The organism is Sphingomonas sp. VDB2 (assembly GCF_047946695.1).
In the GTDB taxonomy this organism is placed as follows: Bacteria; Pseudomonadota; Alphaproteobacteria; order Sphingomonadales; family Sphingomonadaceae; genus Sphingobium; species Sphingobium bisphenolicum.
The window spans coordinates 2,904,825-2,929,713 of the sequence record NZ_CP159615.1 but is presented as its reverse complement, the minus strand read 5'-3'; the positions used below and the strand labels follow the sequence as shown (position 1 = coordinate 2,929,713).

General features: G+C 66.9%; 25 protein-coding genes. 11 read left to right on the top strand and 14 right to left on the bottom strand.

From position 1 onward, the window contains the following. Positions 1-15 precede the first annotated feature (15 nt). Both ABT375_RS14610 and ABT375_RS14605 read right to left on the bottom strand, forming a co-directional pair. Entirely contained in the window at positions 16-990 is a 975-nt protein-coding gene (locus ABT375_RS14610; protein ID WP_416463072.1) for a hypothetical protein, read from the bottom strand. Between the two features lie 48 nt (positions 991-1,038). Further along, entirely contained in the window at positions 1,039-2,265 is a 1,227-nt protein-coding gene (locus ABT375_RS14605; RefSeq protein WP_416463071.1) for a TIGR04063 family PEP-CTERM/XrtA system glycosyltransferase, read from the bottom strand. 105 nt (positions 2,266-2,370) lie between these two features. Here ABT375_RS14605 and ABT375_RS14600 point away from each other — a divergent pair, with 105 nt between their 5' ends. From ABT375_RS14600 to ABT375_RS14590, 3 genes are read left to right on the top strand one after another with little or no spacing between them, the layout of a single operon-like run. Beyond that, the gene (locus tag ABT375_RS14600) at positions 2,371-2,508 is read left to right on the top strand and encodes a hypothetical protein (RefSeq protein WP_416463070.1); all 138 of its coding nucleotides are present in this window, start codon (positions 2,371-2,373) and stop codon (positions 2,506-2,508) included. After that, the gene (locus tag ABT375_RS14595) at positions 2,501-3,880 is read left to right on the top strand and encodes a DUF5935 domain-containing protein (RefSeq protein WP_224547886.1); all 1,380 of its coding nucleotides are present in this window, start codon (positions 2,501-2,503) and stop codon (positions 3,878-3,880) included. The genes ABT375_RS14600 and ABT375_RS14595 overlap by 8 nt, the downstream gene beginning before the upstream one ends. After that, positions 3,877-4,584 carry a hypothetical protein gene (locus ABT375_RS14590; protein WP_224547885.1) on the top strand — a complete coding sequence of 236 codons (708 nt, stop codon included), beginning with the start codon at positions 3,877-3,879 and terminating at the stop codon, positions 4,582-4,584. The genes ABT375_RS14595 and ABT375_RS14590 overlap by 4 nt, the downstream gene beginning before the upstream one ends. On the opposite strand, the gene ABT375_RS14585 is transcribed toward ABT375_RS14590, so the two are convergent. Beyond that, on the bottom strand, positions 4,544-5,098 hold the full coding sequence (locus tag ABT375_RS14585) for a type 1 glutamine amidotransferase domain-containing protein (RefSeq protein WP_224547884.1): 555 nt from the start codon (positions 5,096-5,098) through the stop codon (positions 4,544-4,546). The two genes, ABT375_RS14590 and ABT375_RS14585, sit on opposite strands and share 41 nt — an antisense overlap. A 116-nt stretch (positions 5,099-5,214) precedes the next feature. Here ABT375_RS14585 and ABT375_RS14580 point away from each other — a divergent pair, with 116 nt between their 5' ends. From ABT375_RS14580 to ABT375_RS14570, 3 genes are all read left to right on the top strand, one after another. Further along, a complete protein-coding gene (locus ABT375_RS14580) occupies positions 5,215-6,222 on the top strand; it encodes a DNA topoisomerase IB (protein WP_416463069.1) in 1,008 nt (335 codons plus the stop codon). A 33-nt stretch (positions 6,223-6,255) separates the two neighbouring features. Further along, positions 6,256-7,422 (top strand): mechanosensitive ion channel family protein, encoded by a 1,167-nt coding sequence (locus tag ABT375_RS14575; protein ID WP_416463068.1) that lies wholly within the window; start codon positions 6,256-6,258, stop codon positions 7,420-7,422. A 221-nt stretch (positions 7,423-7,643) separates the two neighbouring features. Continuing rightward, the gene (locus tag ABT375_RS14570) at positions 7,644-8,033 is read left to right on the top strand and encodes a hypothetical protein (RefSeq protein WP_416464913.1); all 390 of its coding nucleotides are present in this window, start codon (positions 7,644-7,646) and stop codon (positions 8,031-8,033) included. Here ABT375_RS14570 and dgcA read toward each other — a convergent pair. Continuing rightward, positions 8,027-9,004, bottom strand: coding sequence for an N-acetyl-D-Glu racemase DgcA (dgcA, locus tag ABT375_RS14565; protein WP_416463067.1), 978 nt, complete (start codon positions 9,002-9,004; stop codon positions 8,027-8,029). The genes ABT375_RS14570 and dgcA overlap by 7 nt on opposite strands. Positions 9,005-9,107: 103 nt before the next feature. Here dgcA and ABT375_RS14560 point away from each other — a divergent pair, with 103 nt between their 5' ends. Together ABT375_RS14560 and ABT375_RS14555 are read left to right on the top strand one after the other, a co-directional pair. Further along, positions 9,108-10,400: a class I SAM-dependent methyltransferase gene (locus tag ABT375_RS14560; protein WP_416463066.1), complete on the top strand. Its 1,293-nt coding sequence runs from the start codon at positions 9,108-9,110 to the stop codon at positions 10,398-10,400. A gap of 111 nt (positions 10,401-10,511) precedes the next feature. Continuing rightward, positions 10,512-12,299: an ABC transporter transmembrane domain-containing protein gene (locus tag ABT375_RS14555; protein ID WP_416463065.1), complete on the top strand. Its 1,788-nt coding sequence runs from the start codon at positions 10,512-10,514 to the stop codon at positions 12,297-12,299. A gap of 43 nt (positions 12,300-12,342) precedes the next feature. On the opposite strand, the gene ABT375_RS14550 is transcribed toward ABT375_RS14555, so the two are convergent. The 5 genes from ABT375_RS14550 to ABT375_RS14530 form a co-directional block, all read right to left on the bottom strand. Then, positions 12,343-12,672 (bottom strand): PilZ domain-containing protein, encoded by a 330-nt coding sequence (locus tag ABT375_RS14550; RefSeq protein WP_224547875.1) that lies wholly within the window; start codon positions 12,670-12,672, stop codon positions 12,343-12,345. A gap of 220 nt (positions 12,673-12,892) precedes the next feature. Then, positions 12,893-13,315, bottom strand: coding sequence for an ExbD/TolR family protein (locus tag ABT375_RS14545; RefSeq protein WP_224547874.1), 423 nt, complete (start codon positions 13,313-13,315; stop codon positions 12,893-12,895). Between the two features lie 24 nt (positions 13,316-13,339). Beyond that, the gene (locus ABT375_RS14540; RefSeq protein ID WP_224547873.1) at positions 13,340-13,828 is read right to left on the bottom strand and encodes an ExbD/TolR family protein; all 489 of its coding nucleotides are present in this window, start codon (positions 13,826-13,828) and stop codon (positions 13,340-13,342) included. 111 nt (positions 13,829-13,939) lie between these two features. After that, a complete protein-coding gene (locus ABT375_RS14535; protein ID WP_224547872.1) occupies positions 13,940-14,695 on the bottom strand; it encodes a MotA/TolQ/ExbB proton channel family protein in 756 nt (251 codons plus the stop codon). A gap of 72 nt (positions 14,696-14,767) precedes the next feature. After that, complete coding sequence (locus ABT375_RS14530) at positions 14,768-15,430, bottom strand: energy transducer TonB (RefSeq protein WP_224547871.1); 663 nt, start codon at positions 15,428-15,430, stop codon at positions 14,768-14,770. A gap of 254 nt (positions 15,431-15,684) precedes the next feature. Here ABT375_RS14530 and ABT375_RS14525 point away from each other — a divergent pair, with 254 nt between their 5' ends. Next, positions 15,685-16,557 (top strand): hypothetical protein, encoded by an 873-nt coding sequence (locus ABT375_RS14525; RefSeq protein ID WP_416463064.1) that lies wholly within the window; start codon positions 15,685-15,687, stop codon positions 16,555-16,557. A gap of 97 nt (positions 16,558-16,654) precedes the next feature. Then, positions 16,655-17,959 carry a homoserine dehydrogenase gene (locus tag ABT375_RS14520; protein WP_224547869.1) on the top strand — a complete coding sequence of 435 codons (1,305 nt, stop codon included), beginning with the start codon at positions 16,655-16,657 and terminating at the stop codon, positions 17,957-17,959. A gap of 6 nt (positions 17,960-17,965) precedes the next feature. On the opposite strand, the gene ABT375_RS14515 is transcribed toward ABT375_RS14520, so the two are convergent. Next, the gene (locus ABT375_RS14515; protein ID WP_224547868.1) at positions 17,966-18,400 is read right to left on the bottom strand and encodes a hypothetical protein; all 435 of its coding nucleotides are present in this window, start codon (positions 18,398-18,400) and stop codon (positions 17,966-17,968) included. A gap of 140 nt (positions 18,401-18,540) precedes the next feature. On the opposite strand from ABT375_RS14515, the gene glpX reads away from it, so the two are divergent. Next, positions 18,541-19,524: a class II fructose-bisphosphatase gene (glpX, locus tag ABT375_RS14510; RefSeq protein WP_224548042.1), complete on the top strand. Its 984-nt coding sequence runs from the start codon at positions 18,541-18,543 to the stop codon at positions 19,522-19,524. A 51-nt stretch (positions 19,525-19,575) separates the two neighbouring features. Here glpX and ABT375_RS14505 read toward each other — a convergent pair whose 3' ends face one another. The 4 genes from ABT375_RS14505 to ABT375_RS14490 all read right to left on the bottom strand — a co-directional run bounded on the left by ABT375_RS14505 (position 19,576) and on the right by ABT375_RS14490 (position 24,869). Then, a complete protein-coding gene (locus tag ABT375_RS14505) occupies positions 19,576-19,953 on the bottom strand; it encodes a MerC domain-containing protein (protein WP_224547867.1) in 378 nt (125 codons plus the stop codon). Positions 19,954-20,029: 76 nt separating this feature from the next. Next, positions 20,030-21,811: a diguanylate cyclase gene (locus tag ABT375_RS14500; RefSeq protein ID WP_416463063.1), complete on the bottom strand. Its 1,782-nt coding sequence runs from the start codon at positions 21,809-21,811 to the stop codon at positions 20,030-20,032. A 92-nt stretch (positions 21,812-21,903) separates the two neighbouring features. Beyond that, on the bottom strand, positions 21,904-23,370 hold the full coding sequence (locus ABT375_RS14495) for a glycerol kinase (RefSeq protein ID WP_416463062.1): 1,467 nt from the start codon (positions 23,368-23,370) through the stop codon (positions 21,904-21,906). Further along, complete coding sequence (locus tag ABT375_RS14490; protein ID WP_416463061.1) at positions 23,367-24,869, bottom strand: glycerol-3-phosphate dehydrogenase; 1,503 nt, start codon at positions 24,867-24,869, stop codon at positions 23,367-23,369. The genes ABT375_RS14495 and ABT375_RS14490 overlap by 4 nt, the downstream gene beginning before the upstream one ends. Positions 24,870-24,889: the final 20 nt, after the last annotated feature.

The following is a 24,889-nucleotide window of genomic DNA, read 5'->3' as shown; positions in this document are numbered from 1 at the left end:
GCCGGGCGCGCGCTTTTAGCGTCGCCCGGTCATGGAGCGCAGTGCGCCGAGCGCGGCGCGCAGCGCTTCGTCGGCATCCTGCTCGACCGCCGCGCGCACCGGCACAGCCGATGCCACCGGCATGTCGGCAATCACGCGATCGCCCGCCGCAGCCGAAGACATTTTGCGCGACCGGTGCATTAGCCCCCGCTCCAGCCGCTCGGTCAGCTCGCCGATCGACAGGCCATGGGTGGAAGGCATTGGCAACGGTGCGGACGGGATCGATTCAGCAGGCGGCGCCAAGAAGGAGGGCGTTGCGGGCGGCGTCCTGTCGATCGCGACCGGCGCCGGATCGATCCCGGCGACGGGTTCGTCAGCCAGATCATCCTCGATATCGCTTTCGACCAGGCTCGGCACGGCAAAAGGGCCGGCCGGACGCAGGAAGGCGGGCTGCGGCAGTTCCGCTTCGGACAGCGGCATGGGCGCACTGGGCATGGCCAACTTGCCGAGCGGCACGATCGTCTCGCGTTCCGGGTCGCGATGCGCGACCAGCGACCGCCGGCCGGCTTCGGCCCGCGGGAAGATATCGATGCCGTCGAAATCCCGGCTGGCGAAGATGGGCGGACGCGACGGGGCGTCGGGATGGGCGTCGGCACGACGCAGGATCGGCGCGTCCGGTTCGATGCCCGGCGCAGCACGGCCCCGCGCCAGCGCGGTCAGCTTGGAGAATGCGAAACCCATTTTATGTGCTCCCTGGACGCGAGGGGCGCGTCCTTTCCCATTATCTTGTTCCGGCCCACCGGCATCACGGCGCGCCAGGCCGATCAGGCCGAGCGCCATGATCCCGGCAAAACCCGCCATCAACAGCCGCGCCTTCAATCCCAGCGGCGGCGCAGCGGCGGGCAGCGCTTCGCTGAGGCCACTCGACGCCACGAGCATCTCGATCAGGCCCACCGGAATCCACAGCACCAGCAGCGCGGTCGCCATGCCGGCCGATGCGGCGATCGCCATGCTCCGCCTGTTGATGACTCCCGCCGCCACCTTGTCTTCAACCCTTGCTCATGCGGCCGCACGTGTCCGGGACGGCCGCGCCAGCAGTCGCTGGTAAACGGGTTCATAACGCATAATGTTTGACGACCAGTTACGTTCGCGCTCGACGAAGGCGCGGGCCACGGCGCGGCGCGCATCCCATCCGTCGCGATTCGCAAACAGGCCCGCCAGCGCCGCGGCGATCGCCGCCGGATCGTCCGGCGCGAACAAGGTGCCGGTGACGCCGTCTTCGATCAGTTCGCGATGCCCGCCGACGCTCGACGCCGCGACCAGACGCCCTTGCGCCATCGCCTCCAGCGGCTTCAGCGGCGTCACCAGATCGGTCAGGCGCATCGCCTTGCGCGGGTAAGCCAATATGTCGACCTGCGCATAATAATGTTCGACCTGGTCGTGCGGCACCCGCCCGACGAAGACGATATGGTCGGCAAAGGGCGACGCCATCGCCTGGTCGCGCAGCGCCTGTTCGCGCGGACCGCCGCCGACCAGCAGCAGCTTGGCGCGGGGCCGGGCGCGCACGAGTCGCGGCATCGCGGCGATCAGGTCGTCCAGCCCCTCATAATCGTAGAAGCTGCCGATGAAGCCGACCACGTCGGCGCCTTCGAGGCCCAGCTTCGCGGTCAGCGCCTGGTCGCGATCCACCGGCGTGCCGAACTGGTCCATATCGACGCCATTGGGCGACACCACGATCTTGTCCGCATCCACGCCGCGCGCGATCAGGTCGCCGCGCAGCCCTTCGCAGATCACCGCAACGGCATCGGCCGCGCGCACCGCATGGGTTTCGAGCTGGCGCGTCAGCCAGTAGCGCGGATTGCCTTCGACCCCGGTGCCGTTGCCGACCGCCGCATCCTCCCAGAAGGCGCGGATTTCGTAGATCATCGGCAGGCCGTGGCGCTTGGCCACGCGCTGCGCCGCGATCGCGTTCAACACCGGCGAATGGGCGTGGATGACGTCCGGCCGCCAGGCCCGCACCAGCGCGTCGATCGCATCGGCATGGGCCGATATGTCGCGCCATTCGCGAATCAGCGGATTGCCGCTGGCCGGTTCGCCCGGCGTGCGATGGAAGGTCAGGCCGTCGACCACTTCCTCTTGAGCGCCCTGCGCCGCATGGCGATGGCCGGTGATGCCGCGCACCTCCCACCCCTTTGCCATTTGCGCGCGCAGAATCGCGCGGGTGCGAAATGTGTAGCCGCTATGGAGCGGCAGACTGTGGTCCAGGACATGGAGAATACGAGTCATAGCCCAATCTGTTTGCCGAAAAAGGTTTAACGGCCCGTCAACTCTGTCTCGCTAGTGGGGACAAGTGCCGAACGGAATCACTCAGCCCCCTATGATCGACGCGCGATGATAGACGCCCTGTCCCTGCTTATCAGCCATGGCGTGATCCTGCTTGCGGCCTGGCGGTTGCTGCCGCGCGCCGATCTGGATCGCGACCCGTCCCCGCAGCTTCCTTCGGCGCCGGAGCCGCATACCGATGCGTGACCTCTTCTTCATCGCCTTTCTCGGCATCTTCGGCCTGATGGGCCTGCGCCGGCCGTTCCTGCTGGTCGCCGTCTATGCCTATATAGACATCGTCTCGCCCCAGCGCCTGTCCTATTTCCTGCTCAACACCATTCCCATCTCCGCCATGGCCTTTGCCGCCATGGTCGGGGCCTGGCTGGTCATGGACGACAAGAAGGATTGCCGATTCTCGGTGCGGCAGGGGCTGATGCTCGTGCTGGTCGCCTATTGCGGCTATACCACCATGACCGCCGATTTCCCGGTCGAAGCGCTGACCAAATGGAACTGGGTGTGGAAGGCGATCATCGCCGGCATCTTCCTGCCGCTCGTCCTGCGCACCCGGCTGCGGATCGAGGCGTTGACGCTCTTCATGATTCTTTGCGCCAGCACCATCATCATCAATGGCGGCATGAAGACCGCGCTGTCGGGCGGCGGCTATGGCGTGCTCAACCTGATGGTCGAAAACAATAGCGGCCTCTATGAAGGCAGCATCATCAGTTGCGTCGCCATATCGCTGATGCCGCTGATCCTCTGGCTGTCCAACCATGGCACCATCTTTCCGCCGGACTGGCGCGTGAAGACCTTCTGCTACGCCCTGTGCCTCGCCTGCATGTTGATGCCGATCGGCACGGAGGCGCGCACGGGCCTCGTCTGCCTCGTCATCCTCTTCGGCATGATGCTGGTGCGGTCGAAGAAGAAGTTCGTCTATGGTCCGCTGCTGGCCGTGGCCGCGCTGGCGTCCATCCCCTTCCTGCCCGCCAGCTTCACCCAGCGGATGGAGACGATCGAGAATCACCAGGGCGACGAAAGCGCCGCCACCCGAGTCGCGGTGTGGATGTGGACGCTCGACTATGTGAAGACGCATCCGGGCGGCGGCGGCTTCGACAATTATCTCCAGAACAGCTTCACCTATTTCGCCCAGAGCACCGTCGTCGACAGCGGCGGCGCACGGATCGAGCGGCGCATCGTCACCGACAAGGGCCGCGCCTATCACAGCGCCTATTTCGAGATGCTGGGCGAACAGGGCTATTTCGGCTTCTTCATCTGGGCGCTGATCCACGGCATCTGCTTCATCCGCACCGAATCGATCCGTCGCCTCTATCGCAAGCGCGCCAATGAACCGGACAAATACCCGGACGAAGCCTGGATCTCGCCCTTCGCGTCGGCCCTGCAACAGGGCCATGTCGTCTACATGATCGGATCGCTGTTCGTGGGCATCGCCTATCAACCCTTCATCTTCATGATGCTCGCGCTCCAGATCGGGCTCGACACCTATCTGACGCGGCTGCGCAAGGATGCGGCGAAGCAAGCGCTTGCGGCAACGCTCAACGCGCGGCGGGCGGTGACGGCATGACCGGGGAATTGCGCCTGCTGGGCCTGGCCCACGGCCTGCTGCTCGGCCTGTTGCTCGCCTGCCCGTGGCAAGCGCCGGGCCTGCTGCCCTGGGGCATCGACGCGCTGCTGCTGGTCGGCGGATTCCAGTTGCGGCTCGCCGATCGCCGCTTCGCCCTGCGCCCCGGCGCGCGGGAGTGGGTCAGCCATATCCTGATGGCGCCGTCCCGGCTGATCCGCTGGGGCGCCGCCGCGGTGGTCGCATTGATCGCCGGGCACGGCGATCTGGCAGTCGCCGTCCTGCTGGCCGCGCTCGCCTGCGAACTGCTGGCCTATCCGCTCACCACCCGGCTGCTCGGCCGGGCGCCTCTGGCGCCGGCGGTGGCGATCCTGACGCTGCTGGTCGCCGCGCTGGGCCTGCCCGGCCCGTCGACGCTGCATCTCGTCCTCAGCTTTCTGACCGGGGTCACCGCCGCCATGGCCTGGCTACGCGGCCCGGATGGGGAACCGCGCGCGCTCGCGCTGGCGCTCGGCGGCATCGTCGCCGCCATCGTCGCGCCGCTGCTGTTCCCCGGTGCGCAGGCTTTCGCCGCCCCGACGCTTACCGTTTGCGCGGCATGGGCGCTGGCGCATCTGTCGGTCCTGCGCCGGCGCGTCATGCCCTGGCACCTCGGCGCCGCGCCGCTCAGGCTTCGACCGGCTGTCCTGCGCTCACCGCCGTCCTGAACGCCTCCACAAAAGCGGGAATATCGTCGGGATTGCGGCTGGTGATGATGTTCCCGTCGATCGCCACCTGCATGTCGACCACCTGCGCGCCGGCATTGGCCAGGTCGGTACGCAGCGAGGGCCAGGACGTCATCGTCCGGCCCGACGCCACGCCCGCCTCCACCAGCAGCCAGGGTCCGTGGCAGATCGCTGCGACCGGCTTGCCCGATTCGGCAAAGGCGCGGACGATCGCCACAGCCTTTTCGTTCATCCGCAGCGTATCGGGATTCGCCACCCCGCCCGGCAGGATCAGTCCGTCATATTCGGCGATCCGGACCGCCTCCAGCGTGATGTCCGGCGTGATCCTGTCGCCCTTTTCGGCATGCTTCATGCCCTGAATGGGTTTCGTACCGGGCGATGCGAGCACGACCTCCGCCCCGGCGTCGAGCAAAGCCTGACGCGGTTCGAACAGTTCGGACTGTTCGAACCCGTCGGTTGCAAGGATCAGGATTCGGCTTTCTTCGATGACGGGCATGATGCTCTCCTTGATGATATGGAGCCTAAACGGGCGCCCGCCGCGGAGGTTGCGGAACGAAGCGATGAACGGCGGGTTTTCGGGCTTCAAGGAACAGGATGGGGGAGAAGGATAAGATGGCCCATAGCTCCATCGTCCATGCGGACGACTCCATTCCCGGCATTACGCGACGCGCGCTCAAGCACGGATGGGCCTATTATGACGCCGACGGCACGCGCATCGCCGACCGCGACGAAATCGACCGGCTGAACGCGATCGCGCTGCCGCCGGCCTATGTCGACTGCTGGTACTGCCCCTCGCCCTGGGGCCATGTCCAGGCGATCGGCTATGACGATCGCGGCCGCAAACAATATCGCTATCACCCCGACTTCCGCGCCGCGCGGGAGGCGGAAAAATATGCCGGCTGCCCCGATTTCGGCCGCGCCCTGCCCAAATTGCGCGAACGGCTGGAGGCCGACCTGTCGCGTCGCGGCCTGCGCAAGGACCGTACGCTGGCCGCCGTGATCCGCCTGCTCGACCTCGCCAAGCTGCGCGTCGGCAACGAACATTATGCCACCACCAACAAGAGCTTCGGCGCGACCACGCTGCGCCGCCGCCACATGGACCTTAGCGGCAAGTCGCTGACGCTGCGCTACCGCGCCAAGTCGGGCAAGGAGCAGTTGCTGACCGTCACCGACACCCGCCTGCTCCGCTTCGTGCGGCAGGTGCAGGATTTGCCCGGCCAGCATCTGTTCCAATATCTGGATGAGGATGGCGACGCCCGGCCGATCACGTCGGGCGACGTCAACGCCTATATCGCCGACGCCATGGGCGGCCCCTTCACCGCCAAGCATTTCCGCACCTGGGGCGCCTCCACCATCGCGTTCGAAACGCTGGCGGCGGGCCATGTCTCGCTGAAGGATCTACTCGCCCCGGTGGCGCAGGCGCTGGGCAACACGCCGGCGATCAGCCGCAAAAGCTACGTCCACCCCGCCCTGCTCGCATTGTGCAAGGACGGACAGGATGAATGGCGTGCGGGGCTTCGCTTGCCGCGCCGAACGCGCTATCTGTCGCGCGGGGAGCGCGGCCTGATTGCGTTTCTCGACGGGATCGCGGATTGCGCCCCGCTGGCAGCGGCGGCCTGATCCGCCGCGCCACCCTATTGCAGACGGAACAGCATGGCCGACAAGAAAGACCCCGCCCTCCCCGACCTCAGCGTCCATGCGCCGAACCTGCGCGAGATGTGGGATTCGACCATCGCCTGGTTCCAGGTCCACTATGTCCAGATCCTGATCGCCGTCGGCGCGGCCGTCCTCATCTATCTTGCCCTCGCCGCGCTGCGCGAACTGGGCAAGCGACACAAGGGCAGCCGCGGCGATCCGCTGGGCTATGCCAATGTGCTGGGCCGCGCCGCCGCGCGCACCACCCATTATTTTATGGTGCTGGTCGCGGCCCGGCTGGTCGTGGGCTATGCCGACGCGCCGGCTTCGCTGACGAAGACCGTCGCTTTCCTCTTCACCATCGCCACCGTGTTGCAGGCCGCGCTGTGGGCGCGGGAGATCATCCTGGGCCTTATCGAGCGCAAGACGCTGGCGGAGGATGGCGGCGGCGAGACGCTGGCCAACGCCATGGGCCTGATCCGCGTGCTGGTCAGCTTCGCGCTGTTCGCGATCGCGGCGATCGTGGTGCTGGACAATCTGGGCGTCAACGTTACCGGCCTGGTCGCGGGCCTGGGCATCGGCGGCATCGCCATTGGCCTCGCCGCGCAGGGCATCTTCTCCGACCTGTTCGCCGCGCTGTCGATCATCTTCGACAAGCCGTTCCGCCGTGGCGAGATCATCCAGTTCGACCAGACCACCGCCCGCGTCGAGCGGATTGGCCTGAAAAGCACACGCCTGCGCGCCATGTCGGGCGAGCGGAAGGTCGTGTCCAACGCCAATCTGCTGCAGAAGGAAATCACCAGCCTGCAGACGCTCACCCAGCGCCGCGTCACCTATGCCATCGGCATCATCTACCAGACCGAGGAAGCGAAGGCCGACGCGATTCCCGACATGTTGAAGGATATTGTCGAGGCGGAGGGGCTGATCTTCGTCAATGCCGGCATCATCGCCTTCGGCGCCAGCAGCCTGGACTATCAGCTCAATTTCGACGTGCCCGATCCCGACCATCACGACTATTTCCAGATGCGCCACCGCATCGGCCTCGCCATCTGGAAACGCTTCAACGCGGAGGGAATCGAATTCGCCTATCCGACCCAGACCAGCATCACCGCCGGCCCCGACGGCAAGGCGATCATGCCCTATCCCGAGGTGCAGCCGGTGCGGACGGTCGGGGAGAAGGGGTGATCGACGCCTGATCGGAATCATCCTCACCCCCAGGCTTGACCCAGGGTGGGCGACATCGGGATAATCGCTGATCTATCCCCTCGGATAGGAAAACCATCCCCCTGTCACCGCAGGTGCGTCGATCCGACCATGGCACAGCGCCTTGCCGCAGGACCGACTCGCCTCGTCCCTTCGCCCCTTGCCGCCGCCAGACACCCGGCCTAGCCGCCCTGTCCATGACAATGTTGCGCCTCCCTCTCGTCGCCCTGGCGCTCGCCGCCGCCCTTCCTTCCACCGCTTATGCAGAAGGGCTGGGCGCAGAGGTCAATTATGGCCGCGCTGACGGCCATTGGGGCACGGAGATCGGTGCGGGCTATGCGCTGAACATGGCGGGGTTCAGCCTGACGCCCGGCGCAGGCGTGTATCTGCGCGATGGCGACACGAAACTCTATGGCCGGGTCGAGGCCGCCTATACCATCCCGTTGTCCGCCACGATCGGCGCGGGCGCGCGCTTCAGCGGCGACAATATCCGCCCTTATGCGACGCTGGCGATGCCGCTCATCCCCAAGCTGCGGGCCAAGGCCAATGTCGGCCCCAAATATTATGCGGTCGGCCTGACGCTCGGTTACTGAGCGCCGCCCCATAGCGTGCCCGGCTGCAACAGCCCGTCGCGCAGCGCCAGGCCACCGTCCCGGTCATCCGCCAGCAACAGCGCGCCGTCCAGGTCGATCCAGTCCGCCCCCTGCGCCACCAGAGCGGCGGGGGCGATGCCGAGCGACGTGCCCAGCATACAGCCGACCATGATGCGAAAGCCGCGCGCCCGCGCTTCCTTCGCTAGCGCCAGCGCTTCGGTCAGCCCGCCGGCCTTGTCGAGCTTGATATTGACTGCGTCGAAATCGCCCAGCCGATCGAGATCGGCCCGCGTATGACAGCTTTCGTCGGCGCATAGCGGCAGCGGGGCGCGTACGCCCGCCAGTCGCGCCTCCTGCCCGTGGATCACCGGCTGCTCGACCATTTCGACACCCAGCACCGCCAGCGCCTCCGCCTCCGCCGCAATGTCCATGGCGTGCCAGCTTTCATTGGCATCGACGATCAGCCGGGCGTCGGGCGCGCCCGCTCGCACCGCCGCGATGCGCGCCCGGTCGCCCTCGCCGGTCAGCTTGCATTTGAGCAGTGCGAAACCCCGCGCCGCCGCGGCTCTTGCGTCCGCCTCCATCCGGTCCGGTTCCCCCAGGCTGATGGTGAAGGCGCTGGGCAAGGGCGCGGGCGATTCCAGCCCGGCCAGTTGCCACACCGGCAAGCCGGCCTGCTTCGCCTCCATATCCCACAGGGCACAGTCGAGCGCGTTGCGCGCCGCGCCGCGCGGCATATGGGTCAGCAGCGCCGCCCGCTCCAGCGGCCCGGCATAGCCTTGTATCGCCGCGACGCAGCCTTCCGCGCTCTCGCCCTCATAATAGATGGCCGTCCCTTCGCCGCGCCCTTCGTACGCCCCATCGCTCACGGTGCAGACGATGACGTCGACATGGGTCTTGGCCCCGCGGCTGATGACGAAGGCGCCCGCAACCGGCCACCGTTCGACTGTCGTGGAAATTATACGGGTCATCGGCGTTCCCTGCGTCATCCATTGACGATGTGTGACGCTGTCATATGCGCGAAACAGGATGGGCGGCATAGTCCGGCAGTTCGACAAGGAGCATGTTTTTACAGTGACATCCCGTGACCTCACCGGCCTCCTCGCGCTCACCGAAGCGCACCATGCCGACAGCGACCTGCCGCGCCGCCTGTCGGACATGGCCTGGCGCATCGGTTTCGGCGCGATCGGCTGGCCCTGGCTGCTCGCCAGCCTGTCGGGCGGGCGCCCGGCGGATAAGCGCGCCCTGCTGGACGAACTGCAATTGCCGCACGACGCCCTGCCGCATCTGGGGAGTTGGAAGGCCGATGTCGGATTCCTGCGCCACATCGTGCGGGAGATCGCCCGGCTGCGCCCCGCCCATGTGGTGGAACTGGGGGCGGGCGCGTCCTCCCTCATCGCCGCCCGCGCCCTGCAATTGCATGGCGGCGGCCGACTGCACAGTTTCGACCAGCATGGCGGCTTTGTCGATGCGACCCGGCAGTGGCTGGCCGACCACGCGCTCGACGTCGACATCCGCCACGCCCCGCTGACCCATGACAGCGCCGACTGGCCGGGCCGCTGGTATGCCATCGATGCCCTGCCCGACCAGATCGACCTCATCATCATCGACGGGCCGCCCTGGAGCGTTCACCCGCTCGTGCGCGGCGCGGCCGACAGCCTGTTCGCGCGCCTGTCCCCCGACAGCGTGGTCCTGCTGGACGACGCCGCCCGTCCCGGCGAGCGGCTGGTGGCGCGGCGCTGGCGGCAGCGCTGGCCGCATATCGATTTCCGCCTGGTGAAGGACGGGACCAAGGGCACGCTGGTCGGCCGCCGCCGCGACACCCGCCTGCCGGTCGCCAATGACAATGACGCCGGCCGTACCTTGCGCCATGTCGGACGCGCCGCCGCCATCGCCGCATTGCTCGCCAGCGGCTGGATCGCCCGCGGCGCACTGGGCGAATTTCCGCAAAGCGCGCAGGCCAGCACATTCCTGGACGAAGCGGCCGCCTCCCGCCGCGCCGGCCTCCTGCGCCAACGCATGGCATCCCAGGTCGAAAGTGCGACGTTCGATCCGCAGGAGATCGAACGGTCGACCGGCATCGTGCTGCCCGCCCTGCCCGCCGGATGGCGCGTGACCGACGTCCAGCTCTTTCCGACCGCGGACAGTCCGGCGATCGCCATGTCCCTGCGCACGCCGCAGGGGGAAGCCTTGTCCTTCTTCGCGGATCGCGCCGAAACGCCGGCTGAGGCGACGCCGCTGATCGCCCGGCAACAGGGCGACGTCGTCGCCTATTGGGAAGCCGGCATCATGGCGTACGCCCTGACCGGCAAGGGCGACGCCCGCCGCGTCATGCAACTGGCGGGAGAGATCGCCCCCGGCGCCTGAACGGCCGATTGCGGCGGGGCGACGCTGCTGGCGCCCCGGTTTACGCGATTTCGCTTCGCTGGAGTCTTCAGATGTTCCATCTGACTTGAAATCGCTTTAAGCGCCGCATCCATGGAGGATGCCCCGCAACCCGCCGCCCGCGCCGACGCGCGACCCGCCCTTGGCAGCCTGACGATGCTGTGGGGGTTCGCCCGTCGCTATCCGGGCCGCATCGCCGGCGCGTTGCTGGCGCTGATCGTGTCGTCCGCGGCGACGCTGGGCATCCCCAGCGGGTTCCGGCTGGTGATCGACAAGGGGTTCATGGGCGGCGGCGACATCAGCCGCTGGTTCGCCTATCTGCTGATGATCGTCATCGTCCTGGCGATCGCCAGCGCGCTGCGCTTCTATTTCGTGTCCTGGCTGGGCGAGCGCGTCGTCGCCGACATCCGCAGCGCCACCCAGGCCAATCTGTTGCGCCAGGCGCCGCGCTTCTTCGAGGAAAATCGCCCCTCCGAAATCGCCTCCCGCATGACGGCGGACACGGCGATCGTCGAACAGGTGGTGGGATCGACCGTCTCGGTCGCGCTGCGCAACCTCGTCACCGGGATCGGCGGGCTGATCTACCTCTTCGCGCTGGCGCCCAAGCTGGCAGCGATGCTGTTGCTGGGCATTCCGGTCATCCTGCTGGTGCTGATCGGCCTTGGCCGCCGGGTACGCGGCCTGTCGCGCGCCAGCCAGGACCGGCTGGCCGACATCGGCAGCGTCACCAGCGAAGTGCTGGGCGCGATGAAGATCGTCCAGGCCTTCGGGCAGGAAGGGCGTGAAGCCGCCCGCTTCGACGCGACCGTGGCAAGCGGATTCGCCACCGCGCGGCGGCGGATCGGCCTGCGCGCGGTGATGACCGCGGTGGTGATCGCACTCGTCTTCGGATCGATCACGGCGGTGATGTGGCAGGGCGCGCTCGATGTCGCCGCCGGTCGCCTGTCGGGCGGCAGCATCGCCGCGTTCGTCCTGACCGGCGGCCTGGTCGCCGGCGCGTTCGGATCGCTGTCCGAAAGCTGGGGTGACCTGTTGCGCGGCGCGGGCGCGGCCAGCCGCCTGCATGAACTGATGACGGCCGAGCCGGACATCGTGCCGCCAACCCATCCCGTCCCGCTGCCTGCCGGCGATCATGGCGCGCATCTTCGCTTTGAGGATGTGCATTTCCACTATCCCACCCGGCCCGATCAGGCCGCACTCCATGGCGTCTCCTTTGCTGTCGCGCCGGGCGAGACGGTCGCCGTCGTCGGCCCCTCCGGCGCGGGCAAATCGACCCTCATCCAGCTCGCCTTGCGCTTCTACGATCCGGGGTCGGGCGTCATCCGCCTGAACGGCGTCGCCCTGCCTGATGCCGATCCCGCCGCATTGCGCGCCATGATGGCGATCGTGCCGCAGGACAGCGTGATCTTTGCCGCATCGGCGCGCGACAATCTGCGCTACGGCCGCTGGGACGCGACCGACGAACAGATTTGGGACGCCGCCCGCGCCGCCAATGCCGAAGCCTTCCTGCGCGCCCTGCCGCAGGGCTTGGACAGCCAGATGGGCGAGGGCGGGGCGCGCCTGTCGGGCGGCCAGCGCCAGCGGCTGTCGATCGCCCGCGCGCTGCTGCGCGATGCGCCGATCCTGCTGCTGGACGAGGCCACTTCCGCGCTCGACGCCGAATCCGAACGGCTGGTGCAGGATGCGCTTGGCCGGCTGATGCGCGGGCGCACGACGATCGTCATCGCCCATCGACTGGCGACGGTGCGCGCGGCGGATCGTATTCTCGTGATGGACGAAGGGTGTATCGTCGAACAGGGCGATCATGCCGCGCTGGTGGCCCGGGACGGCCTGTACGCCCGCCTCGCCAGTCTCCAGTTCCAGGATGCGCCAGCCGCCTGATATCCGTCTGGCGCTCAGATGGCGCCAGGCGATGCGTCGCGCGTCAGTATGAGCCACCCGTCTCGTTCAGGCGAACGATATGGTCGAGTATCGCGGGATGCAGCGGCCGTTCGAAGGTGCAGCCCGATTCGGGACCGCGGGTCCACAGAACGCGGGCGCGGCGCCCTTCGAAGCCCGGCAACATGATCCACAGATCGCTGCCGATCGTCAGCTTCATGAAGCTTTGCAGGCGAAATCCGGTGACGGACATGTCCGTGATCCGGCTGGTGAACCAGGTTTCACCCGGTCGCCGGACCTTGACCCCGATCTGGACGTGGCGACGCTCGGCCGCCCGGCCCTTGCGGTCATATTCTGATTTCCGTTCCGCACTCATGATCGATACCGCGCTGCTTCGGCCGCATTATCGGCGGTCGAGGTAAGCAAAAGATTAAATCGGCCGGCGTGGCGGTTCAGTCCTCATTCCCGACGCACAAAAAAAAGGGCCACCCGAGGGCGACCCTTTTGTCTCTGTCATCTTCCATCGCATGATCCAGCAAACCCAACCCGCCAACCGGGAAGTCCTGTGCGGGATAAGGGTCGCTGGCAGTCAGCGATCAGAAGTTGCCATATTGCTCGTTGCCGACGAAGCCCAGCTTCGTCACGCCCGCACGCTTGATCTCCGCCAACACTTGGTCGACGACGACATAGCGGGTGGCGGCGTTGGGCTGGAACTGCAGTTCCGGCTCGACGGGCAGGCGCAGCGACTGCTGCAGATACTGACGCAAGGTCAGCAGGTCGATCGGCGAACCGTTCCAGGTGATGATCCCGGCCGGGTCGATGGCGACCTTGTTCTTGACCGGGTCGATCACGCTGTCAGTCGGCGGCGCGTTCTGCGGCAGATCGATCTTAACCGCGTGGGTCTGGATCGGGATGGTGATGATGAACATGATGAGGAGAACGAGCATGACGTCGATCAACGGCGTCGTGTTCATTTCCATCATCGGCTCGCCATCATCGGAGCCCATGCTCATAGCCATAGCGAAATCTCCTTAATCAGCCGATCAGAGGCGGGTCGTCGACGTGCCGGGTTCCGGCTCGGAGATGAAGCCCACCTTCGGGAAACCGGCGCGCTGCATCGTATAGATGGTCCCGCCGATGCAACGATAGGGGGTGTTGATGTCGCCGCGAATATGCACTTCGGGCAGATCCTCGGGCGTCATGTTTTCGACACCGCCTGCCTTCTTGATGTCCGCCTCAAGCTTGGCGACGGCACGATCCAGCAGTTCACTGGAGTTGACCGGGGCCATGCCCCAGAACACCGCACAGCTGCCATCCGTGGCCGTCGTGACCGAAAGGGACACATTTTCCGGCTTCGTCGTGGTCGGCTCGAACGCAACCTTGGGAAGTTGCAGATCGACCGTCTGGACGACGACCGGGACCGCGATGAGAAAGATGATGAGCAACACCAGCATGACGTCGACGAGCGGCGTCGTGTTGATGTCGGACAAGGGCTTGTCGTCACCGCCGCCGGGGCCAACACTCATTGCCATTGATACTATCCTAACCTTGGTGTCGATGGCGCCCCGTCAGGCGGGGCCCACGTCCGGCGGGACCGGGCGGTCGCAGCCGCCACCCGGTCCCATACCGGAGTCTTAAGGCAATCAGGCCTTGGTCGGCGCAGCAGCCGGCTTGGCGACCGAAGCAGCCGGAGCGGCGGCAACGGTCGGCTTCACGGCGCCGTCCGAAACCAGATAGGCGAGCAGGTCGACGGTGAAACCGTTGAGCTGTTCGGCGATCGACTTGTTGCGGCGCTGCAGGAAGTTGTAGGCGAGCACCGCGGGAACGGCCACGGCCAAACCCAGGGCAGTCATGATCAGCGCTTCACCGACCGGGCCGGCGACGGCGTCGATCGAGGCCTGACCGGCGGCGCCGATCTTGATCAGCGCGCGGTAGATACCGATAACCGTACCGAACAGACCGATGAACGGCGAGGTCGAACCGACGGTTGCGAGGAAGGCGAGACCGCCGCCGAGCGACGAGTTGATCGCGGCTTCCGAGCGGGCCAGCGAACCGTGCAGCCAGTCATGTGCTTCGACCGGGTCCTTCAGCTTGCTATGCTCTTCCTGCGCCTTGATGCCGTCGTCGACGATCTGCTTATAGGCCGAGTTCTTTTCCAGCTTGGCCGACGCTTCCTTGAGCGAACCGGCGCGCCAGAAGGTCGCACGAACCTTCTTGCCCTGGTTGATCACCTTCTGCTGTTCGATCAGCTTGGTGAAGAGGACGTAGAAAGTACCGACCGACATGGCGCACAGGATCAGGAACACGGTCCAGGCGATCGTGCCGCCCTGTTCCAGAGCTTCCATCAGGCCATAGGGGTTTTCCGGCTTGGGAGCCGCAGCTGCGAGATACATCAACATGTTCAAGACTTCCCTCTCAATGAGATCAAGCTAGGGCCAGGCGGCGCCGAGCGCACGCCTGCCCGATCAGGATTATTCCGGCAGACGCCAGGTGATACGCCCGTTGTAGGTGTCGGGCATTTCCGCGCCATCAGACCCCTTGGCCGGCTTGAAGCGCGCACGCTTCGGCAGCAGGCGGCAGGTCGCCTCGTCGAGATCGGCATGGCCGGTCGAAGAGGTGATGGTGCAGTTGGTCACCCGACCATCGGCGCCGATTTCCAGCCGGAAACCGGCCGTACCCGAACGTTCTTCGCGCTGGGCGCGGCTCGGATAGTCGGCATCGCTGAGCCAGCTGCCCGGAGCGCCACGCGGCGAAGCGCGCGTTGCGGCCTGAGGCGGTGGCGGCGGTGCAGCCGGAGGCGGCGGCGGCGCGGCGACCGGAACCGGATTGAACACCGGAGGGGGCGTCCGAACGGTCTGGATCGGCGGCGCAGGCGCCGGGGTCTGCACAATCGGCGGAGGCGCGACGACCGGCGGCGGCTCGACCGGCTGGTCTGGCGGCGGCGGCGGCGGCTCCTCGTCCGGTGGTGGCGGTTCCTCCTTCACGTCGATCACGTTCAGCTGTTCTGCCGCCTTTTTGACATATTTCATGCCAAGACCGGTGACGAAGGCATAGCCAAGAACAGCGTGAATCAGGGCGACGATGACGATCGAGACAGTCCGACTCGATCCTTGCGAGTGGTCAGCATAGGCCATTCGGCAACGACACTCCTTAACTCATCTTACCAGTGGTTTATACAAAATCAGCCAAAAACGACCCAAGCCGACCGAGCTACCCCAATCGCCTTTGGCCCCTGCCCGTTCATTTGCTACCGCGCAAACTCCTATCGCGACGCATCGTGGCACGCAAACGCTTTATCGATTTGTTCATTTGCGGTTACCATTTCATATCGGAATGACTTGCCTGTGACATCCTTGCCACGGGCCAAAAACATAGGACGAAGCTGACGATGAAATCCGCCACCCGCCTGCGCCACCTGGGATTGTTGTGCCTCATTTCCGCCGCATCTCCCGCGGTTTTTCCGGCCTTTGCCCAAAGCGGCAGGATGGTAACGCAACCATCTGCCGCCCGTCCCGGCCTGTCCTATGCCGACATTGTGGACCTGGCGGACAAAGCGCCGCTAGTGGCCAATGTGCGTATTCGCAACATCATCGCGTTGAAGGCGGAACAGGCCGGAACGGTCCCCGCAGGCCATAAAAGACTGTTTATCGAGGCCGACGTGACGGGGCTGATTCGCGGTGAAGCGGGAATCGCGCCCCTTGTTACCTATCTTTATGACGCGCCGCTCGATGCGCGGGGCAAAATAACCAAGCTCAAAAAGGCGCAGGTCATCCTCTTCGCGCGGCCCGGCGGGCGACCCGGCGACATCCAGCTGATCGCGCCCGACGCGCAAATTCCGGCCACGCCTGCAGAGGTGAACCGGGTCAAGGCGATATTGTCGGAACTGGTTGCCCCCAACACGCCGCCCCGCATCCTGGACCTGGGCGACGCTTTCCACGTCGCCGGCACGGTTGCGGGCGAAGGCGAGACGCAGATTTTCCTGCGTACCGAAAATGGCGATCCGGTGTCGCTATCGATCCTGCGTCGTCCGGGCCAGGCGCCGCACTGGGCCGTCGCGCTGGGCGAGATCATGGACGAAGCCGCCCGTGCGCCGGAGCCGGGCAGCCTGCTCTGGTATCGGCTGGCCTGTACATTGCCCGCGACCCTCCCCTCTCGCGCCGTCCGCACCCTGTCGATGCAGGACGCCGAAGCCGCACGCGCCGACTATGGCGTGGTGATCGCCGCGCTCGGTCCCTGTGGACGGACGCGCGCCACCTCCTGATTCGGAGGGCGCGCGACGGCCGCCCGCTTTTCCTTGGACAGTTTCGCGCGGGCGGCTATCAGCGCGGCGTTCATCACGGAAGGGAAGATACGCCGCCATGACCAATCTGCACCGCCATGCCCCGCTGCGCGTCGCGCTTGTCGGCCTCGGCACGGTGGGCGGCGGGGTGATTCGGCTGCTGGAGACCAATGGCGACCTGATCGCCCGCCGCGCCGGCTGCCCGATCCAGATCGTCGCCATCTCCGCGCGCGACCGGAACAAGGATCGCGGCGTCGACCTGTCACCCTATGAATGGGTGGACGACATGACGACGCTGGCCACGCGCGACGATGTCGATGTCGTGGTCGAACTGATCGGCGGCGCGGACGGCCCCGCCCTGACGCTGGCGCGCCAGTGCCTGACCCTGGGCAAGCCCTTCGTCACCGCCAACAAGGCGATGCTGGCGCATCATGGCCTCGACCTCGCCCGGCTGGCCGAGCAGGGCGGCATCGCGCTCAAATATGAAGCCGCGGTCGCGGGCGGCATCCCGGTCATCAAGGGGATGCGCGAAGGCGCGGCCGCCAATGAGATCAGCCGCGTCTACGGCATCCTCAACGGCACCTGCAATTATATCCTGACCACCATGGAGAAGGAAGGCCGGGGCTTCGACGAGGTGCTGAAGGAAGCGCAGGATCTGGGCTATGCCGAAGCCGATCCCAGCTTCGACATCGACGGCGTCGACGCCGCGCACAAGCTGACCATCCTCGCCAGCCTCGCCTTCGGCACCGAACTGGATTTCGACGCGGTCGCGACCACCGGCATCCGCCATGTCATCGCCGCCGACATCGCCGAAGCGGCGGCGCTGGGCTTCCGCATCCGCCTGGTCGGCATGGCGCAGAACGGGCCGGACGGCCTGTTCCAGCGGGTCCATCCGATGCTGGTGCCGCTCGATCATCCGCTCGCCCATGTCGACGGTTCGCTGAACGCCGTGGTCGCAGAGGGCAATTTCGTCGGTCGCCTTTTCTTTCAGGGGCGCGGCGCAGGCGACGGGCCGACCGCGTCGGCCGTGGTCGCCGACCTGATCGACGTCGCGCGCGACGAATATGGCGATGCCTTCGCCATGCCGGTCGCCGCCCTGACGCCGCAAAATACGGCGGACGCCGGCGCGCGCATCGGCCGCAGCTATCTGCGCTTCAAGGTACAGGACCGCCCTGGCGTGCTGGCCGAAATCGCAGCAGCCACCCGCGACGCGGGCGTATCGATCGAAAGCATGATCCAGCGCGGCGCCAACCAGGCCGACGGCGTGCTGGTCGCGATCGTCACCCATGCCGGTGAGGAGCGCTGCGTGCGCGACACGCTGGAGCGGCTGGCGGGGTCCGACAGCCTGCTGGGCACGCCGATGGTCATGCACATACTGGATTGATGCCGCCTAATCCCGCCCGGCGCCCTTGATGCGTTCGGGCGGCGGCGGCGACAGGTCGGCATCGGGATCGACGATCGCCTGCACGCCCCTGGCCAGCGCGCCGATCATCTGGAACACCGGCAAGCCGCCGGTGCAGCCCGTTCCCTGGCCGCCGACCACACCGCAACTGCCCTGCCGCACGGCGACGGCCGATGCCCGCGGCGCCTCCCCACGCAACGGGGCGCCGCCATCGTCGTTGGAGCGCGGCAGGGGCAGCCGCTCGCGCGCATTGCGTTCCGCCCGCGTCCCGCACACCACGATAGCATCGCCGCTGCGATCGCAGGGACGGACGACCCGCGTCTTGTCCCGATAGGCGGCCATCACCGCATCCTCTCCCGCATCCTGCGCATGGACAGGCGATGCCATCGCCAGCGGAGCGAGAAGAATAAGCCGCTTCATCATGCCAGAAAAGCAGCCAATCATGGCCGTATCATGTCGCGGCGAATCGTTGCGAAATGAGCCATGCGGTCCGCCTTCCTCGCTCGACAAGAACGGGCCGGACGCCTATCGGATCGATCCATAAGAACAGGCAGAGGAAAATGATGGTGCAGGCAAGCTCGACTCTGGATCGCGTCCTGGTGCTCGAAATGGTCCGCGTCACCGAAGCGGCGGCGATCGCCGCATCGAAGCTGATCGGCCGCGGCGACGAAAAGGCGGCCGACGCCGCCGCCGTGGAAGCGATGCGCCTCGCCTTCAACGACCTTTATATGGACGGCACCGTCGTCATCGGCGAAGGCGAGCGGGACGAAGCGCCGATGCTCTATATCGGCGAGAAGGTCGGCAACGCCATCGGCACCGGGCCGCGGATCGACATTGCGCTCGATCCGCTCGAAGGGACCACTATCACCGCCAAGGCCGGGCCCAATGCGCTGGCCGTGCTGGCCATCTCCGAAGAGGGCGGCCTGCTCAACGCGCCCGACGTCTATATGGAGAAGCTCGCGATCGGCCCCGGCTATCCCGACGGCACGATCGACCTCAAACGATCGGTGCGGGAGAATGTCGAATCGGTCGCCCGCGCCAAGGGCGTCGATCCGCACGAAATCATCGTCTGCGTACTCGACCGGCCCCGCCATGAGAAACTGATCGGCGAACTGCGCGCGATCGGCTGCGGCATCATGCTGATTCCCGATGGCGACGTCGCCGGGGTCATCGCCACCACCGACCCGGAAACCACGATCGACATCTATATGGGATCGGGCGGCGCGCCCGAAGGGGTGCTCGCCTGCGCCGCGCTGCGCTGCGTCGGCGGCCAGTTCAAAGGCAAGCTGCTGTTCCGCAACGAGGACGAGAAGGGACGCGCCCGTAAATGGGGCATCACCGATCTCGACAAGATCTACGACCTCAACGAACTGGCGAAGGGCGACTGCATCTTCGCCGCGACCGGCGTGACCGACGGCTCGCTGCTCGACGGGGTCAAGCGCCTGCCCGGCGGCAAGCTGACCACCGAGAGCGTGGTGATGCGCGCCAGCACCGGCACCGTGCGCTGGGTGAAGGGTGAACATCGGTTCGACAGCAAGAGCCGCTGACCGCAAAAGGGAGCCGGCTAGGCTCCCTCACATGATCGCTTGCGGTCGGCCCTAGCGGCCGGCGCGATGATTGAGATCGTGGCCCAGCGCCAGGATGCCGACGCCGATCAGCGTGTAGACGCCTTCCTGCAGGCCGTGATCCATGGTGAGCGCACCCGCCATCACCCCCAGCCCCAGCGATCCGATCGCCGCGGGCATCATATAACCATGGACCAGCGCGCCATGGCCGAGCGCCACCGCGCCCAGCAAAATCGCCAGCACCAGCCCGGCCTCGTGGAATATGGGGCTTTCGAAAATTCCGCCCGCCGACGCCAGCAGGCCCAATATCACAGCCGTGGCGAAGCAATGGGCGACGCACAAGCCCGACAGCGCGATCGCGATGCGATCGATCCGGCCACTCATCAGGGCATGGCGCAAGGTCAACTTCATGGTTGCGAGTATTTAGGCCAAGCGACCGTAAGTTACAACATAACATTGCAAATTTTCCGCGTCGGCGCGTGGGAGGTCAGGCCGCCAGACGCAGGCAATTGCGGCCGCTATGCTTGGCGCGATAGAGCGCCTTGTCGGCAGCTTCCAGCATCGCCGACCGATCGGACGCGCCGTCCAGTTCGACCAGCCCGGCGCTGAACGTCACGCCGATGGCCAGCGACGCGCCGACGGTGATCGGCTCGGTCAGGATGGCGCGCAGCCTTTCGCATAGCATGCTCGCCCGGTCGACGTCGCTGTCGAGCAGGAGAATGGCGAATTCCTCGCCACCCAGCCGGCCGATGCTGTCGCCCGCGCGCAGGCCAGGCCGCAGCCGTTCCACGAAGGCGCTCAGCACCCGATCGCCCGCGCCATGGCCGTAGCGATCGTTGACCGCCTTGAAATGGTCGATATCGATCAGCAGCAAGGACGAGCGGGCGCCGATGGCGACGCGCTCGATCTCGCGGTCCAGCTTGTCGAGGAAGGCCCGGCGACTGTCCGCCCCGGTCAGCGAATCGCGCGCGGCGACCTGTTGCAGCGCGCGCTGACGCGCCTTGTGTCGCGACATGTCGCGGATCATGCTCACTACGCCGCTCGGCAGGCCGCGCTCATCGATCATGGCGCGGTTCACCATCTCGCACCATTCCAGTCCGTCGGTCGATACCAGCGGCCGGAACTCGACCTTGTGCACTGCGCCCGGCTGTTCCAGCGCGAGACGATGGGTCGCGATCACGGTGGCGCGATCGTGCGGGTCGACCAGATTGGCGACCGCCTGCCCGACCAGCAGGTCCGGGGCGCAGCCGATCTGCTCAGTCGCCGATGGCGACGCATATTGGATCGTGCCGTCCAGGCTGATGTGCAGCACCACGTCGCCGCTATATTCGGCCATGGCGCGATACCGCGCCTCGCTCTGCTGCAACATCAGGAACAATCGCTTGCGCGCTGCCAGCTCGACGGCAGCCGGCATACATAGCAGGAAGCTGAGCGCGAGATAGAATTGGAAGAACTGGATGCGGTCGCCCGTCGAACCGGGAACCCAGGTCAGCGGGCCGACCCCCGCCATGGTCGCACTGCCGCCGATCGCGGCCAGCAGGATGATCGCCGCCGCCGACCCCATATGGCCGACCCTAAAGGCGATCAGCACCAGCGGCAGAAGCGGCGCGAACAGCAGCGGATAGCGCGCCCAAAAGAAGACGTGGACGGTCGTCAGCGCGAACAGGCCGAGTAACAGCACCGCCTCCAGCTTCGTTCGGGTCGAGGCCTCGTCCATCCATCGCCGGAATTCGCCCTGGAACGCCATGATCAGAATCGGCGCGCAGGTCAGCCCGCCCAGGACATGGCCGGTATACCATTGCACGAAGGAATGGCCGAAGGACACGGGCGTCAGGGCCGACGCCACCAGCGCTGCGGCGACGCCCGACACCATGTTGGCGACGCCGCACAGCGCCACGATGAACACGATCAGCGGGCGAATCGATCCGGTCACCATCCGGTCGGCCACGAACCAGCGGCATAGCACGGCCACGATCAGCGATTCGACGATGTTGATCGCCGCCATGGGCAGTGCGGCGAGAGGCCCCATCCCGAAGCAGGCGGTCGCGATGGCGCTGGCGATGCCGCAGGCGATGATCGCGCGCGGCCAATGGGCGGTGCGCGATGTCAGCAGTTCCGCCATCAGGAAGGCGTTGGCGCCCCAGATGAACGCCAATCCGCCCTCAAAGCGCGACAGCATGAGCGCAAGCGACGCCGCGACGAAATAGACGCAGCCGGTGGCGACCGATCCGATCCAGGAGGGAGATTGGCGAAGAGCGGTGCGCGACATGATGGGCCAGTGCTAGGCGCTCATCGTTAATATTTGCTCACGACCGATCCATTCATGTGGAGGAGAAGACTCGCGAAATCCGGGGCGCCGCTTTATTCCGCCTGCGCCAGCACAGCGCGCCACCCCGCCAGCCGCTGCGCCCGCACCTGCGCCGACATCAGCGGCGTGAACGGCGTCGCTGCCGACGCGATACCGGCGGCCGCCTCCAGCGAGGGGAACAGGCCGGCCCCGACGCCCGCCAGCATGGCCGCGCCCCGCGCCGTCGTCTCGACATCGGCGGGTCGTTCGACCGTCAGGTCCAGCATGTCGGCCATGTCCTGCGCGATCCAGTCGTTGGCGCTCATCCCGCCATCGATCCGCAGCGTCCGCCACGGCGCGCCGTCGGCGGCGAAGGCGGCGGCCAGGTCATGCACCTGATGCGCCATCGATTCGAGCGCGGCGCGCACGATATGCGCTTTGCCCGTCCCATGGGTCAGCCCGCTGATGACGCCGGTCGCCTCCGGCCGCCAGTGCGGCGCGCCCAGGCCGGACAGGGCGGGCAGCAGGAAGACCCCGCCATTGTCGGGCACGGAGCGGGCGATCGCATCGGTATCGGCCGCCGCCGCGATCAGGCCGATCCGGTCGCGCAGCCACTGGATCAGACTGCCGGCGACGAAGATCGATCCTTCGAGCGCATAGTGGCGCCGCCCGTCCATCTGGCACAGCACCGTGCCGAGCAGCCGGTTTGCGGATGCCGGCACCACCGCCCCCACCGGCGCCAGCACGAACGCCCCGGTCCCCAGGGTCGCCTTGACCGCGCCCGCCGCCAGGCATCCTTGCCCGATGGTCGCCGCCTGCTGATCGCCGGCCAGTCCGCAGACCCGGATCGGTCCACCCAGCCAATCCGGCAGGGTTGCGCCGAAATCGCCCGCATTGTCGACGATCTCCGGCAAGGCCGCGCGCGGCACGCCGAACAGGGCGCTTAGTTCGGCGTCCCATCCCGTGCCGTCCAGCGCCATCAACTGCGTCCGGCTGGCATTGCTGGCGTCGCTGATATGCAGCCCGCCGGTCAGCTTCCACACCAGCCAGCTTTCGATCGTGCCCAGCGCCAGTCCATGTCCGGCCGCGGCCACTTCGGGGCGGTGGTCGATCATCCAGCGCATCTTGGTCGCCGAGAAATAAGGATCGATGACGAGGCCCGTGCGCTGCTGGACCAGCGCCTCATGGCCCTGCGCCCGCAGGGTCGCGCAATGATCGGTCGTGCGCCGGTCCTGCCACACGATCGCCCGACCGATCGGATCGCCCGTCCGCCGGTGCCAGGCGACCACCGTCTCGCGCTGGTTGGCGATGCCGATCGCGGCGATCCGGTCGGCTCCCCCGGCACGGTCTACCATCTGCCGGGCGCATGCCAGCGTGCGCGTCCAGATTTCCACCGCATCCTGTTCGACCCAGCCGGGTTGCGGATAATATTGGGTCAGGTCCGCCTGCGCGGTCGCGATCCGCGCACCATCGGGGGCATAGAGCATCGCGCGGGTCGACGTCGTCCCCGCGTCCAGCACCAGCAGATGACGTTCGCTCACAGCCTCTCCTCCAGCCAGCGCTCCAGCCGCGCGACTTGCGGCCGGTCCAGTCGCAGCCCCAGCTTGCTCCGCCGCCAGAGCATGTCCTCGCTGGTCTGCGCCCATTCGCGCGTCACCATATGCGCCGCCTCCGCTTCGCTCAGGCCATGGCCGAAGTCCAGCCCCAGCGCCGATGCATCGCGGGCCTCCCCCAGCCAGACCCGCGCCTGCGTGCCATAGGCGCGCGCGATCCGGTCGACCGTGGCGGGTTCCAGAAAGGGATAGTCGCGCGCCAGCCCGGCGATCAGGTCGGCAAGGCCGGTCATCGGAAAATCGCCGCCGGGCAGGGGCGCAGCGGCGGTCCAGTCGTCGCCCTTGAGCGCGGGCAAATGGGGCTGGATCATATCCACCGCCTCCGCCGCCAGATGGCGATAGGTGGTGATCTTGCCGCCAAAGACGCTGAGCAGCGGCGGTGCGCCCTCCCCGTCCAGTTCCAGGCGATAGCCGCGGGTCGCCGCTTCCGGTTTGGTCGATCCGTCATCGACCAGCGGCCGCACCCCCGCATAGGACCAGACGACGTCGGCCGGCCTGATCGATCGCGCAAAATAGCGATTCGCGCTCTCGCACAGATAGGCGATCTCCTCGGCGCTCGGGGCGACATGGTCCAGCCCGCCGTCATGATCGCGGTCGGTCGTGCCGATCAGCGTGAAGTCGCGCTCATAAGGAATGGCGAAGAAGATACGGCCGTCGGGCAACTGGAAGAAATAGGCGAAGCCGTGATCGAACAGGCGCGGCACGACGATATGCGATCCACGCACCAGCCGCATATGCCGGTCGGTCGGCCGATCGGCGCGGTGGAGCAGGTCGAGCACGGCCGGACCGGTCGCGTTCACCACCGCGCGGGCATGAACGACCTCTTCGCCGCGTTCCGATTGCGTCACGATCCGCCAATGACCATCGGCGCGCGCCAGCCGGACGACGGCGGTGCGGGTGCGCACATCAGCGCCCCGATCGGCGGCATCGCGCGCGTTGAGCACGACCAGCCGGGCGTCGTCGACCCATCCGTCCGAATAGCAATAGCCCGGCCCGAAGCCGCCTTTCAGCGCAGCGCCCGCAGGATGGCGACGCAGGTCGATCGCCTGCGTCGCGGGCAAGGCGCGACGGCCGCCGATATGGTCGTAGAGAAACAGGCCCAGCCGCAGCATCCAGCGCGGCCGAAGACCGCGTGTCCAGGGCAGGACGAAGCGCATCGGGTGGATGATGTGCGGCGCGATGCCCCAGAGCCGTTCGCGCTCGGCCAGCGATTCGCGCACCAGAGCGAATTCATAATGCTCCAGATAGCGCAGGCCGCCATGGATCAGCTTGGTGGACGCCGACGATGTGCCGCTGGCGAGGTCGCCTTGCTCCAGCAACAGCACGCGCGCGCCGCGCCCGGCCGCGTCGCGGGCGATGCCGCAGCCGTTCACCCCGCCGCCAATGACGGCCAGGTCGTAGATGTCGGCTCTTGGCGTCTCGTTCACGCCTGCCGGTGTAGGATGGG